This window comes from Streptomyces sp. H51, from assembly GCF_035656535.1.
Classification (GTDB): domain Bacteria; phylum Actinomycetota; class Actinomycetes; order Streptomycetales; family Streptomycetaceae; genus Streptomyces.
This window is the reverse complement of record NZ_JAYMHD010000034.1, coordinates 242,993-258,825: the sequence shown is the minus strand read 5'-3', so window position 1 is coordinate 258,825 and position 15,833 is coordinate 242,993. Positions and strand designations below refer to the sequence as shown.

18 protein-coding genes and 1 pseudogene are annotated in these 15,833 nt (G+C 72.8%); 7 read left to right on the top strand and 12 right to left on the bottom strand.

Features of this window, described 5'->3' with window-relative positions:
• The 3 genes and pseudogenes from VKA29_RS10540 to VKA29_RS10530 form a co-directional block, all read right to left on the bottom strand.
• A pseudogene (locus VKA29_RS10540) lies at window positions 1–236 on the bottom strand (electron transfer flavoprotein subunit beta); the annotation flags it as partial.
• A gap of 220 nt (window positions 237–456) precedes the next feature.
• Window positions 457–966 (bottom strand): flavin reductase family protein, encoded by a 510-nt coding sequence (locus VKA29_RS10535; RefSeq protein ID WP_324785063.1) that lies wholly within the window; start codon window positions 964–966, stop codon window positions 457–459.
• A 204-nt stretch (window positions 967–1,170) separates the two neighbouring features.
• Entirely contained in the window at window positions 1,171–1,572 is a 402-nt protein-coding gene (locus tag VKA29_RS10530; RefSeq protein WP_324785075.1) for a thioredoxin family protein, read from the bottom strand.
• Window positions 1,573–1,924: 352 nt separating this feature from the next.
• Here VKA29_RS10530 and VKA29_RS10525 point away from each other — a divergent pair, with 352 nt between their 5' ends.
• The gene (locus VKA29_RS10525) at window positions 1,925–2,653 is read left to right on the top strand and encodes a lysophospholipid acyltransferase family protein (RefSeq protein ID WP_324785062.1); all 729 of its coding nucleotides are present in this window, start codon (window positions 1,925–1,927) and stop codon (window positions 2,651–2,653) included.
• An 11-nt stretch (window positions 2,654–2,664) separates the two neighbouring features.
• Here the strand turns inward: VKA29_RS10525 and VKA29_RS10520 are convergent, their stop codons facing one another.
• The 5 genes from VKA29_RS10520 to VKA29_RS10500 all read right to left on the bottom strand — a co-directional run bounded on the left by VKA29_RS10520 (window position 2,665) and on the right by VKA29_RS10500 (window position 7,413).
• Complete coding sequence (locus VKA29_RS10520) at window positions 2,665–3,366, bottom strand: B3/4 domain-containing protein (protein ID WP_324785060.1); 702 nt, start codon at window positions 3,364–3,366, stop codon at window positions 2,665–2,667.
• Window positions 3,367–3,386: 20 nt separating this feature from the next.
• On the bottom strand, window positions 3,387–3,980 hold the full coding sequence (locus VKA29_RS10515) for a transglutaminase family protein (RefSeq protein WP_324785059.1): 594 nt from the start codon (window positions 3,978–3,980) through the stop codon (window positions 3,387–3,389).
• Window positions 3,981–4,058: 78 nt separating this feature from the next.
• Window positions 4,059–5,129: a low specificity L-threonine aldolase gene (locus tag VKA29_RS10510; RefSeq protein ID WP_324785074.1), complete on the bottom strand. Its 1,071-nt coding sequence runs from the start codon at window positions 5,127–5,129 to the stop codon at window positions 4,059–4,061.
• Complete coding sequence (locus tag VKA29_RS10505; RefSeq protein WP_324785058.1) at window positions 5,126–5,872, bottom strand: SDR family oxidoreductase; 747 nt, start codon at window positions 5,870–5,872, stop codon at window positions 5,126–5,128. Before VKA29_RS10505 ends, VKA29_RS10510 begins: the two co-directional genes overlap by 4 nt.
• Before the next feature lie 143 nt (window positions 5,873–6,015).
• On the bottom strand, window positions 6,016–7,413 hold the full coding sequence (locus tag VKA29_RS10500; RefSeq protein WP_324785057.1) for a DUF6421 family protein: 1,398 nt from the start codon (window positions 7,411–7,413) through the stop codon (window positions 6,016–6,018).
• Window positions 7,414–7,717: 304 nt separating this feature from the next.
• Between VKA29_RS10500 and VKA29_RS10495 the strand changes: the two genes are divergently transcribed.
• Window positions 7,718–8,401 carry a glycerophosphodiester phosphodiesterase gene (locus VKA29_RS10495; RefSeq protein WP_324785056.1) on the top strand — a complete coding sequence of 228 codons (684 nt, stop codon included), beginning with the start codon at window positions 7,718–7,720 and terminating at the stop codon, window positions 8,399–8,401.
• 123 nt (window positions 8,402–8,524) lie between these two features.
• Here VKA29_RS10495 and VKA29_RS10490 read toward each other — a convergent pair whose 3' ends face one another.
• The gene (locus VKA29_RS10490) at window positions 8,525–9,079 is read right to left on the bottom strand and encodes a GNAT family N-acetyltransferase (RefSeq protein WP_324785054.1); all 555 of its coding nucleotides are present in this window, start codon (window positions 9,077–9,079) and stop codon (window positions 8,525–8,527) included.
• A gap of 70 nt (window positions 9,080–9,149) precedes the next feature.
• Between VKA29_RS10490 and VKA29_RS10485 the strand changes: the two genes are divergently transcribed.
• The gene (locus VKA29_RS10485) at window positions 9,150–9,542 is read left to right on the top strand and encodes a VOC family protein (protein ID WP_324785052.1); all 393 of its coding nucleotides are present in this window, start codon (window positions 9,150–9,152) and stop codon (window positions 9,540–9,542) included.
• 71 nt (window positions 9,543–9,613) lie between these two features.
• Here VKA29_RS10485 and VKA29_RS10480 read toward each other — a convergent pair whose 3' ends face one another.
• Both VKA29_RS10480 and VKA29_RS10475 read right to left on the bottom strand, forming a co-directional pair.
• Window positions 9,614–10,153, bottom strand: a complete 540-nt coding sequence (locus tag VKA29_RS10480; protein WP_324785050.1) for a MarR family winged helix-turn-helix transcriptional regulator — start codon at window positions 10,151–10,153, stop codon at window positions 9,614–9,616.
• Complete coding sequence (locus tag VKA29_RS10475; RefSeq protein WP_324785049.1) at window positions 10,150–11,829, bottom strand: FUSC family protein; 1,680 nt, start codon at window positions 11,827–11,829, stop codon at window positions 10,150–10,152. Before VKA29_RS10475 ends, VKA29_RS10480 begins: the two co-directional genes overlap by 4 nt.
• A gap of 167 nt (window positions 11,830–11,996) precedes the next feature.
• On the opposite strand from VKA29_RS10475, the gene VKA29_RS10470 reads away from it, so the two are divergent.
• The 4 genes from VKA29_RS10470 (at window position 11,997) to VKA29_RS10455 (ending at window position 15,105) form a co-directional block, all read left to right on the top strand.
• Window positions 11,997–12,539, top strand: a complete 543-nt coding sequence (locus tag VKA29_RS10470) for a DUF5134 domain-containing protein (RefSeq protein WP_324785048.1) — start codon at window positions 11,997–11,999, stop codon at window positions 12,537–12,539.
• A gap of 217 nt (window positions 12,540–12,756) precedes the next feature.
• Window positions 12,757–13,428 (top strand): phosphatase PAP2 family protein, encoded by a 672-nt coding sequence (locus VKA29_RS10465; protein WP_324785047.1) that lies wholly within the window; start codon window positions 12,757–12,759, stop codon window positions 13,426–13,428.
• 38 nt (window positions 13,429–13,466) lie between these two features.
• Complete coding sequence (locus tag VKA29_RS10460) at window positions 13,467–14,156, top strand: HAD-IA family hydrolase (protein ID WP_324785046.1); 690 nt, start codon at window positions 13,467–13,469, stop codon at window positions 14,154–14,156.
• Window positions 14,157–14,370: 214 nt separating this feature from the next.
• Window positions 14,371–15,105 carry a helix-turn-helix domain-containing protein gene (locus VKA29_RS10455; RefSeq protein WP_324785045.1) on the top strand — a complete coding sequence of 245 codons (735 nt, stop codon included), beginning with the start codon at window positions 14,371–14,373 and terminating at the stop codon, window positions 15,103–15,105.
• A gap of 156 nt (window positions 15,106–15,261) precedes the next feature.
• Here VKA29_RS10455 and VKA29_RS10450 read toward each other — a convergent pair whose 3' ends face one another.
• A complete protein-coding gene (locus VKA29_RS10450) occupies window positions 15,262–15,732 on the bottom strand; it encodes a DUF6214 family protein (RefSeq protein ID WP_324785073.1) in 471 nt (156 codons plus the stop codon).
• Window positions 15,733–15,833 lie beyond the last annotated feature (101 nt).

Below are 15,833 nucleotides of genomic sequence, written 5' to 3'. Positions count from 1 at the left end.
GACAGCGCCTTGCGCAGCGCGTCCCTGGCGTCCTCCGGACCCACCGTCAGAACGGTGACCTCGACATCATCGTCCGCATTCTCCTTGATCTGCAGCGCCTGCTCGACCGCGTACTCGTCCAGCTCGGAGAGCAGACCGTCCACGTCGTCCCGGTCGACGGTCAGGTCATCGGCGAAGTGCCGGTCGCCAGTGGCGTCGGGCACGTACTTCACAGTGACAACGATCCTCAAGCTCACGCCGGCTCTCCTACTGCATCGTCTTTTCAGTGCTGCCTGCTTGCAAGGCAGCATAGGCGCCACAAGCGGCCGATCCCGATCGGGGCGATCCGCGCTCCGAGCGAAATATTACTCGCCAGTACACCCAGATGGTTCCCGCTAAGCAAGCGCTTTGAACTGTGACCTGTGCAACGCAGCGTAATCGGAACCGCGGAGCCTTGCGAGACGAGTGAGCGGCCGGTCAGTCGCGCAGGCCGCTGAAGCGCCCCTGGTGGTAGAGGAGCGGCCGTCCGGGGCCGGTGGGATCACCCAGGACGACCTCGGCCACGACGATGCGGTGGTCACCCGCGGGCACCCGCGCGACGACCCGGCACACCAGCCAGGCGAGGACGTCGTCGAGGACCGGGACGCCCTCGGGCCCGTCGCGCCAGGCGGTGGACGGACCGAAGCGGTCGGCTCCGCTGCGGGCGAAGGTGGCCGCGAGCTCCTGCTGGTGCTCGCCGAGTACGTGGACCCCGAGATGTTCGGTCCGGGAGATCGCCGGCCAGCTCGAGCCGCCGGTGCTGACGCCGAAGGACAGCAGCGGGGGCTCCGCGGAGACGGAGGTGAGGGAGGTCGCGGTGAAGCCGACCGGGCCCGCGGCACCGCGTGCGGTGATCACCGCCACTCCGGCCGCGTGCCGCCGGAAGGCGGAGCGCAGCAGTTCGGGAGAGGCGAGCTGGGGGGCGGTGAGATCGGGTATGGCCGTCAAGGGGCTGTCCTTCTGCGGTAAGTGCCGTCGGGGTCCGTGGCTGCTCAACAGCCCGGACAGCGCGCGCTCGCGGTGCGGACGAGGTCGACGTGGACCCGCCCGTGGAGAAGCAGTTCTGACGGCATACAGTCAGACTGACGATAGGTGGTGCGCGCAGTCAAGTACGTCCCGTCATGTGGGAGCCTCACCACACGGCCGCTCCCGTCAGACCGCCTCGCCCAGCGCGGCGATGACGTCGGCCTTGCGGGGCAGGCCGGTGGCGCGCCGGACGACGCGGCCGTCGGCGTCGAGGACCAGCACGGTCGGCGTCTTGAGGATGCCGAGGTCGCGGACGAGGCCGAGATGGGCCTCGGCGTCGATCTCGACGTGGGTGACGCCCGGGACCAGCCCGGCCACCTGGCCGAGGATCCGCCGGGTGGCCCGGCAGGGCGCGCAGAAGGCGCTGGAGAACTGCACCAGGGTGGCGCGCTCCCCGAGCCGCTCACCCAGTTCGGCGGGGCCCAGCCGCCTGCCGTCGTCGCGCCCTCGCACACGCACCCTCCCGCTCCGCCGCCGACGCGGCACTCCGCAGCCGCTCACCGCCGCGAGCACCGCCACGCACACCATCGGTCCGGCAGGCACACCACCGGACCGGTCACGAAATGCACAAGCGTCCACGAGACCGCGGACATTCCCGTCTGCCGTCGTCCTGTCCTGCGCACCGGGCGGAGCCGGCGTCCGAGGTACCGCCGCCCGCTGCCGCGGGTGACGGTGCGCGCGTGGGGGCGGGAAGGACCGGAAGGACCGCGAGGTGGACCACTGGGGCGGGCGTGACGAGGATCTCGCCGCGCCCCGGCACTTAGGCTGGCCCCCGGGCCGTTCTTCGGGCACGATCTGCCACAGGCCGTAAACCTACGGCAGCGTAACTTTCCGCCGGGACATCCCCTGCCCGGCAGAGAAGGAAGGGCTCACCCCGTCCATGGCAGAGCTTGTCTACCGTCCCGTCATCGGCCTCGCGCTCACCCTGTTCAAGGCGTGGGACCTGAAGATCGACTGCAAGGGGTCGGAGAACATCCCGCGTTCGGGCGGCGCTGTCCTGGTGAGCAATCACATCAGCTACCTCGACTTCATCTTCGACGGACTGGCGGCACTCCCGCAGAAGCGCCTCGTCCGCTTCATGGCCAAGGAGTCCGTCTTCCGCCACCGGATCTCCGGCCCGCTGATGCGCGGGATGAGGCACATCCCGGTGGACCGCAAGCAGGGCGAGGCGGCCTACGAGCACGCGCTGAACTCGCTGCGGTCCGGTGAGGTGGTGGGGGTCTTCCCCGAGGCCACGATCTCGCAGTCGTTCACACTCAAGAGCTTCAAGTCGGGAGCCGCCCGCCTCGCCCAGGACGCGGGCGTGCCGCTGATCCCGATGGCCCTGTGGGGCACCCAGCGGCTGTGGACCAAGGGCCACCCGCGCAACTTCAAGCGCAGCCACACCCCGATCACGATCCGGGTGGGCGAGCCGGTGGAGGCCCCGCGCGACCAGTACGCCGGGGCGATCACCCGCCGCCTGCGCGAACGGGTCCAGGAGCTGCTGGAGGCCGCCCAGCGCGCCTACCCGGTGCGCCCCAAGGACGCCGACGACACCTGGTGGATGCCGGCCCATCTGGGCGGCACGGCCCCGACCCCGGAGCAGGTGCGGGAGTCGGAGTCGCGCTGAGGCACGCCGGTTCAGCCCGCGGCCCGCGGCGCGCGCACCTCGATCCGCGCGCCCGGGCTGAACTTCTCCAGCAGTTCGGCGAGTTCGTGCGCCGCCGCCTCGACGTCGGCGACCGGCACCGGGGGCAGGCTCTCCAGGAGGAAGATCGCCGAGGTGGTGGTCCCGGTCAGCCGGGTGCGCGGGCCCTGGCGCCAGTTCCAGCGGCGGCAGGTCACTCCCGCGTCGTCGCGCCACACCACCTCCCCCGCGTCCGGGTGCTCGACGGCCTCCTCGCCGCCCGACATGGTCACGAAGTCCTCGTCGCCCGTGGCCCGCACGAGGCGCATGCCGCCCTCGACGCGGTCGATGTCCTCGCCGCCGACGGGGATCAGGTGGGCGACGCTGACGGCGTTGTAGAGGTCGACGAGCAGGTTGATGCGGGGCAGTCCGGCCTCGGACAGGGCCCTCTTCGCCAGCGCCTCCGCGGAGTTGCGGGTGCGTGACGGCTTGGAGCCGAACGCCGTGTAGACGGCGCGCCAGGCGGCCATGTGCGGGTCCTCGTGCGGCGGGCGTCCGTCCAGGCGCGCGGCCAGGCGCCGGGCCGCGTCGTCCAGGAGGGCCGCGCCGGCCTCCGTGCTCGGGCCGTTGACCAGGCCGTGCGCCTCGATCGCGACGTGGGTGAAGCCGGGTGCGAGGGCGCGCACCTCGTCGGACACGGTCAGCGTGAGGGTCATGGTTCCTGGTCCGCCTTGCCTCAGAGTTCGGTGGGGAGGTTCCGCCACAGCGAGCGCCGGTCCGGCGCGGTTCGGAGCGCGCCGAGCACAGCAGGGTGCGGTTCAGCATACAGAACCGGATAGTCCACCTCGCTGCACTCCGGGTCGGGGACCCAGGCCAGACGCTCACCCTCCAGGGAGAACCGGGCGTCCACGCCCGGCTTGTTGCCGCGCGGGTCCTGCCGGTGCCAGGCGCCGTGGAAGCGGACGGCGACCAGGCCGTGGACGGCGTACCCGCTGCCGTCGTCGTGCCGCAGCCGTTGGTAGCACAGCGCGGTGGGGATGTCCTCGGCCCGCAGCAGGGCGGCCAGGGCGTGCGCCTTGGCGTAGCAGATGCCGGTGCGCTGTTCCAGGACGTCGGAGGCGCGCCAGGTGACGCGTGGATCGCCGCTGTCGCCGGAGTGCGGGACGCCGTCGCGTACGAACTCGTAGGCGGCCCGCGCATAGGCATACGAATCCTCGACGCCTCCGGCGAGCCGTGCGGCCGTGTTCCGCACCACTGGACGATGGTGGTCGATGACCTCGTCAGCGGCGAGATATGCGGAGAGGTCAGGGGTGTTCTGGATCAGCTCCATGCCCGCAGAGCATAGGAATGCGATCACCCGAGAGTCAATGACTTTTCAGGTGACCGCATATCTATGCATCCATGCGCGCTAGTGCGCCATCTCCTCCTTGAGGGCCGCCAGGAACGCGTCCACGTCCTCCTCGGTGGTGTCGAACGCGCACATCCAGCGCACCACGCCGGCCGCCTCGTCCCAGAAGTAGAAGCGGAACCGCTGCTGCAGGCGCTCGGCCACGTCGTGCGGGAGCCTGGCGAAGACGCCGTTGGCCTGCACGGGATGAAGGACCTCCACGCCGTGCACCGCGCGCACGCCCTCGGCCAGGCGCTGGGCCATCTCGTTGGCGTGGCGGGCGTTGCGCAGCCACAGGTCCTTGGCGAACAGTGCCTCCAACTGCACCGACACGAAACGCATCTTGGACGCCAGCTGCATCGACATCTTGCGCAGGTGCTTCATCCGCCGCACCGCGTCCTGCTCGATGACGACGACCGCCTCACCGAACAGCGCGCCGTTCTTCGTGCCGCCCAGGGAGAGGATGTCGACGCCGACCGCGTTGGTGAAGGTCCGCAACGGCACATCCAGACTGGCCGCGGCGTTGGCGATCCGGGAACCGTCCAGGTGCACCCGCATGCCGCGGGCGTGGGCGTGCTCGCAGATCGCGCGGATCTCCTGCGGCGTGTAGAGGGTGCCGAGTTCGGTGCTCTGGGTGATCGAGACGACCTGCGGCATGGCGCGGTGCTCGTCCTCCCAGCCGTACGCCTGCCGGTCGATCAGCTCGGGCGTGAGCTTGCCGTCGGGCGTGGGCACGGTGAGCAGCTTCAGGCCGCCCATCCGCTCGGGGGCGCCGCCCTCGTCGACGTTGATGTGCGCGCTCTCGGCGCAGATCACCGCGCCCCAGCGGTCGGTGACCGCCTGGAGCGCGACGACGTTGGCACCGGTGCCGTTGAAGACCGGGAACGCCTCGGCGGTGGCGCCGAAATGGCTGCGGATGATCCCCTGGAGGTTGTCGGTGTAGACGTCCTCGCCGTACGCCACCTGGTGCCCGCCGTTGGCCAGGGCCAGGGCGGCGAGCACCTCGGGGTGGGCGCCGGCGTAGTTGTCACTGGCGAAACCGCGGACCTCCGGGTCGTGCCGGCGGCGCGCGTCGGTCTTCCGGGGGTTCACGGCTGCTCGGTCAGCCACAGACGCTTTCCGTTCACTTCCGCGGCGGGCTTGCTCCAGACGTCGACGATGGCCTCGGCCAGGTCCTTGACGTCCGTGAAGCCCGCGAACTTCGCGTTGGGGCGCTCGGCGCGCATCGCGTCGTGCACCAACGCCTTCACCACCAGGATCGCAGCCGCCGACGTCGGGCCCCCGGCGCCCGCGGCCTTGCGGAAGGCGTCGGCCAGCGCCAGCGTCCACGCCTCGGCGGCGGCCTTCGCGGCGGCGTACGAGGCGTTGCCCGCGGTCGGCTTGGAGGCGCCGGCCGCGCTGATCAGCAGGTACCGCCCGCGGTCACTGCGCTGGAGCGCGTCGTAGAAGGCCAGGGAGGTGTGCTGCACCGTGCGGATGAGCAGCAGTTCGAGGAAGTCCCAGTCGTCCAGGCTGGTCTTGACGAAGGTCTCGCTGCCGCGCCAGCCGCCGACCAGGTGGACCAGGCCGTCGACGCGGCCGAAGTCCTTCTCGATGTGCGCGGCCCATTCCCGGGTCGACTCCAGATCCAGCAGATCGACCGGCTCGCCGGTGACGGTGGCGCCGCCGGAGGCGTACCGGGCGGCGTCCACGGCCTCCGCCAGCCGCTCCGGGTCGTTGTCCGCGCCGACGACGGTCGCGCCCGCCTCGGCCAGCCGCAGCAGCGTCGCCCGCCCCGCGGGTCCACCCGCACCGGCGACCGCGATCACCGCGCCGCCAAGAGCCCCGTTCCCCATGTCCTTCGCCTCCTGAGCAGTGTTCCGCTGTTGCTTGTCCGCCCGCCGGAGGGACGCCGCAGCCGACGGCGAGGGCGCGAGCGTGCTCCCGCCCCGGCCGCTGCTGACCCGCCCCTCCGGCTCACTCCGGACGGCGCGATCGCTCACGCGGCGATCCGTTCGGCACTCTCCGCCGTGATGCCCTTCGTCGAGGAGATCACATTCTTCAGCTTCTTGGAGAGGGCCTCATAGAACATGCTCAGCGGAAACTCGTCCGGAAGCACGTCGTCGACGAGTTTCCGCGGCGGCTGGTTCAGGTCCAAGGCCTCCGGGCCCTTGGCCCAGCGCGAGGCGGGGTGCGGGGCGAGGTAGGTGGAGACCAGCTCGTACCCGGCGAACCAGTGCACGAGCTTGGGACGGTCGATGCCGTCGCGGTACAGCTTCTCGATCTCGGCGCACAGCTGGTTGGTGACCTGCGGAGCGCGCTCCCAGTCGATCGACAGCCTGTTGTCGGTCCAGCGGACGACGTCGTGCCGGTGCAGGTAGGCGAAGAGCAACTGGCCGCCGAGGCCGTCGTAGTTGCGGACGCGCTCGCCGGTGACCGGGAAGCGGAACATGCGGTCGAACAGCACCGCGTACTGCACGTCACGGGCCTGCGGGACGCCCTCGGCCTGGAGCTCGACGGCCTCCTTGAAGGAGGTGAGGTCGCAGCGCAGCTCCTCCAGTCCGTACATCCAGAACGGCTGGCGCTGCTTGATCATGAACGGGTCGAAGGGCAGGTCGCCATGGCTGTGGGTGCGGTCGTGGATCATGTCCCACAGCACGAACGCCTCCTCGCTGCGCTTCTGGTCGTGGACCATCGCGGCGATGTCCTCAGGCAGCTCGAGACCGAGGATGTCGACGGCGGCCGCGGTGACGCGGCGGAAGCGGGCGGCCTCGCGGTCGCAGAAGATCGCGCCCCAGGTGAAGCGCTCCGGCGCCTCACGCACGGCTATGGTCTCCGGGAAGAGCACGGCGGAGTTGGTGTCGTAGCCGGAGGTGAAGTCCTCGAACGTGATGCCGCAGAACAGCGGGTTGTCGTAGCGGGTGCGCTCCAGCTCGGCCAGCCAGTCCGGCCACACCATGCGCAGCACGACCGCCTCGAGGTTGCGGTCGGGGTTGCCGTTCTGCGTGTACATCGGGAAGACGACCAGGTGCTGCAGGCCGTCGACGCGGTTGGCGGCGGGCTGGAAGGCCAGCAGCGAGTCGAGGAAGTCGGGCACCTGGAAGCCGTCGACGATCCACCGCTCCAGGTCCTTGACCAGCGCCTCGTGGTAGGCGCGGTCGTGCGGGAGCAGCGCGGAGAGCTCCTCCACCGCCGCGGCGACACGCCGTACGGCGGCCTCGGCGTCCGCGCGGCCGGGGGCGCCGTCGGCATCGAAGTCGATCGACCCGTCCTTGGACTGCCATGGGCGGATCAGCTCCACGGCATCCTTGAGCACAGGCCACGCCGGGTGCTCGACCACCCTGGTCGTGGGAGGAACCTGCTCCTCCACAGCCGCCTGCACAAGAATTTCCGTCATGTCTCATCCTCCACGGGAGAACCTCGCGTACGAAGACCGTATACACATGAGGTTTCCCTCAGCAAGGGGAGCCTCAGCAAATTATCCTGCCCACCCCCCGTCGTCACCGAACTTTTTCCTGTCAGTCACGGTGAACGCGACGATTCCGGGTATCCGAACCCCTCGGCCGGGACGAGACGCCGATCCGCTCGCCGACCGGGGTTCAACGCGGGGCGGGGCGGTTAGGCTGCGGATCTGCCCGCGCGGCCGCCCGCTCCGGTCCGGGCGGGCGCCGAGCCGCCGTCGACGGGAAGCGAGTCGAACGTTGAACTTCCTCACCATCGGTCACCGCGGAGTGATGGGCGTCGAGCCCGAGAACACCCTCCGGTCCTTCGTGGCCGCCGAGCAGGCCGGCCTCGACGTCATCGAACTCGACCTCCATCTGAGCAAGGACGGCGCGCTCGTCGTCATGCACGACACCGACGTGGACCGCACGACCGACGCCAGCGGCCCGATCGCCGGGAAGACCCTCGCCGAACTGCGCCTCCTGGACGCGGGGCGCGGGGAGCGCGTCCCGGTCCTGGAGGAGGTCCTGGACGCGGTGACGGCGCCGTTGCAGGCCGAGATCAAGGACGTACGGGCGGCACGGGCGCTGGCGCAGGTCATGCTCGACCGGGACCTGGTCCCACGGGTGGAGGTGTCCTCGTTCCACGACGAGGCGGTCGCCGAGATCGCCCGGCTGGTGCCCGGTGTGCGGACGGCTCTCATCGGCAGCCGGTACCACACCGACATCGTGGAGCGCGCCGTCGAGGCCGGCGCCTCGACCGTCTGCCTCAACATCCGCCGGCTGACGCTGGAGATCGTGGAGGCGGCCCGCAAGGCGGATCTGCGGATCATCGGCTGGGTGGTGAACACCCAGGACCACCTGCGGCTCGCACGGGCCCTGGGGCTGGACGGCGTGACCACCGACTTCCCGGAGATCAAACGCACCGGCCGCTTCACGGCCTGAGAGCCGGTTTCACGGCCTGAGAGCCGGTTTCACGGCCGCGAGGCCGCCTTCACTGCCGCGGGGCCGGCTTCACGGCCGCAGGGCCGCCTTCACTGCCGCGGGGCCGGCTTCACGGCCTGGGAGTCAGCCGAGTTCCTTGACCAGCAGCTCGAACTCCAGGTCGTCGCGGAGCGGGATGCCGAACCGCTCGTCGCCGTACGGGAAGGGGGACGTCTTTCCCGTACGGCGGTAGCCGCGCCGCTCGTACCAGGCGATCAGGTCCTCGCGTACGGAGATGACGGTCATGTGCATCTCCCGCACGCCCCAGGTCTCGCGGACCGCGCGCTCCGCCTCCGCGATGATCACCTTGCCGAGGCCGGTGCCCTGCATTCGCGGGCTGACCGCGAACATCCCGAAGTAGGCGTGGTCGCCGCGGTGCTCGAGCTGGCAGCAGGCGACGACGCGGCCGTCCCGTTCCACCGTCAGCAGCCTGCTGTCGGGCGACTCGATGACCTCGAGCACACCCTCGGGGTCGGTCCGCTGCCCCTGGAGGATGTCCGCCTCGGTGGTCCACCCGACCCGGCTGGCGTCCCCGCGGTACGCCGACTCGATCAGCGCGACGAGCGTGTCCACATCAGCGTCGGTGGCATCACGGAAGGTCAGTCCGGCGGCGGTCTCAGCGGTCTCAGCGGTCTCCATGGGTGCTTTCTCCACTCTCGGGCACGGCTGGGCAGGAATGAGGGTAACCCTGCCGCTAGGCTCCCGGTGCATGGTGCACGTACTGAGCAGCCGGATCCTCCTGCGTCCCACCGACCCCGAGCGCTCCCGCGCCTTCTACGGCGACCAGCTCGGCCTGGCCGTCTACCGCGAGTTCGGCACCGGCCCGGACCGTGGCACCGTCTACTTCCTCGGCGGCGGCTTCCTGGAGGTCTCGGGCCGCTCCGAGGCCCCGCCGTCCCCGCCCCCGCGGCTCTGGCTCCAGGTCGAGGACATGGGCGCGGCGCACACGGAGCTGCGCGGCAAGGACGTGCAGATCGTGCGGCGTCCGGTGAAGGAGCCGTGGGGGCTGATCGAGATGTGGATCGCGGACCCGGACGGAACGCGCATCGTCCTGGTGGAGGTGCCGGCCGACCACCCGATCCGCTACCGGCCGGGCATCTGAGCCGAGCCTCCGGACGGGGCGACGAGCGGGGCCGCCCGGCGAAGGGGGGCGGGGGTGAGGGCGGGGGCGGCTCAGGCGCGCAGGGCGTCGAGGCGGCCCTCCAGACGGCCGAGGAGTTCGCCGAGGAGGCCGGCGAGTTCGCCCCGGCCCCGCGGGTCGAGCACGGACAGCACGGCGGTCTCGTAGGCGAGCTGTTCGGGGAGGATGCCGTCGACCAGGTCGCGGCCGGCGTCCGTGAGGCGCACGTGGGCGACGCGGCGGTCGCGGGTGTCGCCGCGGCGCTCGACCAGCTCGCGCTCGGTCAGCTGCTTGAGGCGCTTGGTGACGGCGGCGCCGGAGGAGAAGGTCTCGCGGGCCAGCTCGCTGGGGGTCAGTTCGTGGCCGGTGCGGCGCAGCGCGCCCAGCAGGTCGAACTCGGCCCGGCTGAGCCCGGCCCGGCGCAGTGGGGCGTCCTCGGCCTGCTGCAGGAGGGCGGAACAGCGGTTGATGCGGCCGATGATCTCCATCGGCCCGGTGTCGAGCTCGGGATGGACGGCCCGCCACTGCCGGACCACCGCCGAGACGGTGTCGCCCCCGGTCGTGTTCCGTGCGCCCGCTGCGGTCCCCGTCATGGCCGAATGTCCTCCGCGCTCGTTGCCGTGTCCCCGTCCAGGTGCAGTCCCTGGCGTCGTACCGTCGCGGCGAGCGTACGGTGTCCGGCCTGTTCGGCGCGCATCACCCTCTCCTGGGGCAGCGCGCGCTGCCACCATTCGCCGGACGCGGCGTCGACCGTGGCGCGCAGGTCGCTCAGCGCGGCGGCGAGGCCGCGGCGGGCCGCCTCCAGGGCCGCGGGGGCGGGCGCCGGTTCCGCCAGGAGGCTGGCGGTGCGCTCGCGGGAGCGTTCGACGGCGGTCAGGGCCCGCTCGACACGGTCGGCCGCACGCCGGTTGGTGACGGCCACTCCGGCGAGGAGCCCGACCAGCGCGCCGACGACGGTGTCCACCACCCGCTCGGTGATCAACCGCCCCGGCTGCTGGAAGCCCGCGAACTCGGTGATGAGCAGCGCCATCGGCGTCACACAGACGGTGCCGAGCCAGTAGTTGCGGCCGATCAGCGCCTCGGCGCCGAAGTTGAAGGCCAGGCAGCACAGCACCAGGGCCGCCTGCCCGAGGTGGGCGAGCGGGACGACGGCGGCGAACAGCAGGACGCCGGCCAGGTTGCCGACGACGCGCTGGACGGCCCGGCTGAAGGTGAGGGCGAGGTTGGCCTGGTAGAGCGAGGCGGCGGTGACCAGGGCCCAGTACGGTCGGCCGACGCCCAGGGCGAGGGAGGCGTAGCCGGCGAGGGCGCAGCCCAGGGCGGTGCGCACGGCGATCGGGGCGAGCGGACCGAGGCGGTGCCACCAGGCGCGGTGCGGTGCGGACAGCTCGGCGTCGGTACCGAGGAGTTCGTCGGCGTCGGCCTGCGGCGCGCCGGGCTGCGGGATGCGGCCGGTGCCGCGCAGGCCGCGGGCCCAGTCGCGCAGCTTCCGCGGGTCGGTGTCGGCGGGTGCGGCGAGGGCGACCTCGGCGCGGACGACGAGCCGTTCGAGGGCGTGCCGGGTGCCGGTGGAGCGGGTGCCGAGGGCGAGGAGGGTGTGCCGGGCGCCCTGGACCGCGGCGGCCGCGGCGGCGCGGGCCCGGCCGTGCGGGTCCGCGCGGTGGTTCTCGGCGTAGGAGGCGGCGGCGTTCAGGGCGTGGGCGGTGGCCCGGCGCTCCGGGCCGTGCGGACGCACCAGGGCGGGCGCCATGCCGACGGTCCACGCCCAGGCGCCCGCCGCGAGGGCCAGGGCGAGATGGGCGGGGACCTGGCCGAGGGTCTGCGGGGCGAAGAGGGCGGCGGAGGCGATGAAGGTGAGGATCACGTTGCCGGGCGGGCCGACGCGGGTCGCGTCGCACAGCGCCTTCTGCGCCGCGGCCAGCAGCGCGCCGACGGCCACGGGGACGACGGCGCCGGTCGTGACGGAGGCGGTGACCAGGGCGACGGCGAGGCCGCCGACCATGCCGAGGACCACCCAGGCCAGGGCCCGGGCCCGAGCGGCGTACGGGCGGTTGTGGCCGTAGAGCGCGCACAGGGATCCGGCCATCGTGTACACCGCCAGGTCGAGCCGGCCCAGCGCCAGCAGGAGCAGGTTGGGCGGCGCGACGGAGGCGATCACGCTCAGGGCGGGCTTGAACCAGATGTCCGAGGGCCGGCCCACGCGCAGCACGCCGGCGAGCGGGAGGCGGCGGACGCGCGGGGTCGCGGAGGCAGGAGGCGCACTGATCACACACACGAGATTAGCAGGTGTTTTACCTGTAAAGCATGGGCTGTGACCTGTCGTGCTCCGTCCGACGCTCCCCGTATACACCCTTGCGCTCGCGTACGCGCCGCGTCGCGAGGGCATCGACGCACTGTCCGACACCGACACCGACACCGTCGAGCGGGGAGGCGCGGATGCACGGAGCGGCTTCGTACGGCTGGCTGCTGGTCGCGCTGTGTACGGCGACCGGCGCCTACTGCCTGTTGCGGATGCGCAGCGCCGTCGAGGAACAGCGCCGGGCCGCGGGCGGCGAGGCGCTGATGGGCTTCGGCATGGCGGCGATGGCCGTGCCGGCGGCCGCGTTCAGCCCGCCGGCGTGGACGTGGCCGGTCTACGCGGGCGTGTTCGGCGCGGCCGCGCTGCGCGCCCTGTGGGCGGCGCGGACCGGCGCGCACCATCTGCACCACCTGGTCGGCACCTCGGCCATGGTCTACATGGCGGTCGTGATGGCCGGCTCCCCCGGGCACCACGCGGAACACGGCGCCGCGTCGGGGGTACCGCTCGTGACCGGCACCCTGCTGCTGTACTTCACGGGCTACGTCCTGTTCTCCGGGGTCCGGCTGGTACCCGCCGGCACGGGCGGCGCCGCGGCGGGGTGGGGTGACCGGCCGGAGCTGTCGCGGGCGTGCCGGCTGTCGATGGGGATCGCGATGGTGGCGATGCTGATCGCCCTGTGATCCGGTGCCGGCCGGCCGTGACGGTCCGCCCTTCGCGGCCGTCGCCGACACCGTTCGGGGCCGTTCGGGGCCGTTCGGGGCCGTTCGGGGCAGAGCGGCGCGGTGCCGCCCGCGGCGCCGGCGCGTGGGCGTCCGGGCCTGCATCGCGGGCCGCGGGGTAGCCGGAATCCCAGGGCGGCATTCGCCTCCCGCCCCGGACGTCGACGAGGATCAGCCCATGCACACCCAGTCCGTCGACTCCCCGCCCCGTCCCGCGGCCCCGCGTACCGCCCTGCGCGCCGCGACCGTCCTCGCGCTGTGCTCGGCGCTGTTGCTGATCCTGGTCGCGGCCCGCTGGCGTCCGCTGACCGGGTTCGACGGGGACGTCTCCCGCACCACCCACCGCTGGGCGGTCGCCGATCCCGGCCTGACCCACGTCTGCCGCGTCCTGACGGACTGGGTCTGGGACCCGACGACGATGCGCCTGCTGTGCGCGGCCGTCGTGGTGTGGCTGGTGTGGCGGCGCTCGGCGTGGTGGACGGCGGGCTGGCTGGTGGCCGTGTGCGCGGTGGGCACCGTGCTGCAGCAGTCCCTCAAGGCCGCGGTGGACCGCCCGCGGCCGGTGTGGCGGGACCCCGTCGACTCCGCCCACTACGCGGCCTTCCCCTCGGGCCACGCCCTGACCGCCACCGTCGTCTGCGGCCTCCTGTTGTGGCTGCTCCACCGCTACGGCGTGGGCCGCGCCCTGTGGCGTACGGCGGTGACCGTCGCCGTGGTCTCGGTGGCCGGGGTGGGCCTGACCCGGGTGTGGCTGGGTGTGCACTGGCCGTCGGACGTGCTGGGCGGCTGGCTGCTGGGCGCGATGCTCGTGGCGCTGGCGGTGGCGGCTCACCAGCGGTGGCGGCCGTGAGGCCCGGCGGCGGGCCCGGCGCGCCGTAGGATCCGCTCATGACCGCCGTGCTGTTCGACTTCTCCGGCACCCTGTTCCGCATCGAGTCCGCCGAGTCCTGGCTGCGCGCGGTCCTGGACGAGGCCGGGATCGCGCCGGCGGAGGCGGAGCTGACGCGGACGGCGCGGGCCCTGGAGGCGGCGGGGGCGCTGCCGGGCGGGCCGGCGCCGGTGCGGGTGCCCGCGGAGGCGGCCGCACTGTGGACGGTGCGCGACCGCAGCGCCGGGGAACACCGCGCCGCCTACACCGCACTCGCCCGGCAGGTCCCGCTCCCCGAGCCGGGGCTCTACGACGCCCTCTACGACCGGCACATGACGCCGCAGGCGTGGACCTGCTACCCCGACGCCCCCGAGGTGCTGCGCACGCTGCGCGAGCGCGGGATCGCCGTGGGCGTGGTCAGCAACATCGGCTGGGACCTGCGCCCGGTCTTCCGCGAGCACGGCCTCGACCGGTACGTGGACGTCTACGTCCTGTCGTACGAGCACGGCGTCCAGAAGCCCGACCCCCGGCTGTTCGCGACCGCCTGCGAGGCACTGGGCGCCGAGCCGGCCGCGACGCTGATGGTCGGCGACGACCGGCGGGCGGACGGCGGAGCGGCGGCGCTGGGGTGCCGGGTGCACTTCGTGGACCATCTGCCCGCCGGGCAGCGGCCGGACGGACTGCGTCCGGTGCTGGACCTCGTGGGCTGACTCCGGGGCCGCCCGCGCTCCGGGCGGTGCCTCGCGCCCGCGCGGCCCTCGGGGCCCTCGGGGCCGGCCGACCGCTGCCGACGAAACAGCCGCCCGTCTGAGACGATCCCCCGCGTCGCCCCAGACGGACGGCAGCCCTGAACAGCCCTCTCGGGGCCGCTGCGGACCAGCTGAGTATAGTTGGCTGGCAGCCAGTCAACGCAGGAGTTACAGCATGTCCCCGCGCAGCGCCTCGGTCAATGAAGAGTTGCGGAGACGTTCCCGGGAGCGGCTCCTGCAGGCGGCCGTCGAGCTGGTCGGAGAGCGTGGCTACGAGGCCACGACGCTCGCCGACATCGCGGACCGGGCGGGCTCGGCGCGCGGCCTGGTGTCGTACTACTTCCCGGGGAAGCGCCAGTTGGTGCAGTCCGCCGTGCACCGGCTGATGCACCGGACGCTGGAGGAGGGGCTGGAGCGCGAGCCGCGCACCGAGGACGGCCGCGAGCGGATGGCGCGGGCCATCGACGCGATCCTGGGCCTGGCCCGGGACCGGCCGGTGCTGATGCGTCAGCACATGGCGGGGCTGTTGCAGGCGGAGGGCTTCGTGCAGTGCCCGGAGCAGCAACGCCTGGCAGAGCTGCTGCGGGACACGGCGGCCCGGCACGGATCGCGCGACGTCGACGCGGACTATCCGATGCTGCGCTCGCTGCTCATGGGCGCCGTCTACACGATGGTGCTGCCGAACGTGCCGATGCCGTCGGCGACCCTGCGCGCCGAGCTGTTCAAGCGCTACCGGCTCGACTGGCAGATGGGCTTCCCGCCGGATGCCGGGGCGGCGCCCGGCGGCGCGCCGTGCGAGACGGACCTGTCCCGGTACTTCGCCACCGGCGAGCGGCCGGACGGTGAGCAGTCCGCCGACGAGCGGCCGGCCGGCGGGCAGTCCGACGGCGAGCCGGCTCCGCGGGAGTAACCCGGCCGCGCCCCGGACCTGGGACTCGGCCGGCCGGTCCGGCCCGCGGGTGCGGTGGGACGGCCGACGCCGTGATCGCCGGGCGGACCGGCGGGACCGGCCGGACGCGTCGCGCCGGACGCGCGCGGCGCCGCAGGAGGGGCGGGGCGGGGCGGTTCAGCGTCGCATGTGGCGCGGCGTCAGCAGGCCCGCGTCGCGGGCCCGGCCGATCAACCGGAGCGAGGTGCGGCGGCTGTGGCCGGTCGCGCACATCACCGCCAGGACCGGATCGGCGCCGCGTTCCTGGGCCGCCCGGTACTCCCGGGCGACCAGCCAACGCTCCTCGATCCCGCGCGGCGCCGGGCGGGCCCGGTGCGCCCCGGAGGACTCACCCGGGGCGCAGAGCGGCTCGCCGTCCGCGCCGCACGCCTCGGCCAGCGGCTCCTCCAGCCAGTCGGCCAGCACCGCGAGGTCGTCCAGGGACAGCGCGGGCTGCGCCTTCACGTCCTCGATGCACACGCCTCCGTCCCGGACCACGGCGAGGGCGTCGACCCGGGCGCCGTCGTCGAACGCCAGCCGGACGTCGAACCAGGCCGTCGTCACCGGTCCCTGGCTCTCCCGGACCCTCCAGGCGGGCCGCACGGACACCGTGCCGTCCGTGGGGCGGCGAGCGGAGAGATCAAGAAATGATGCGTTCAGCACATACGCAAAGTAACCGCATGATCACTTAACGGACGAACGAACACGCG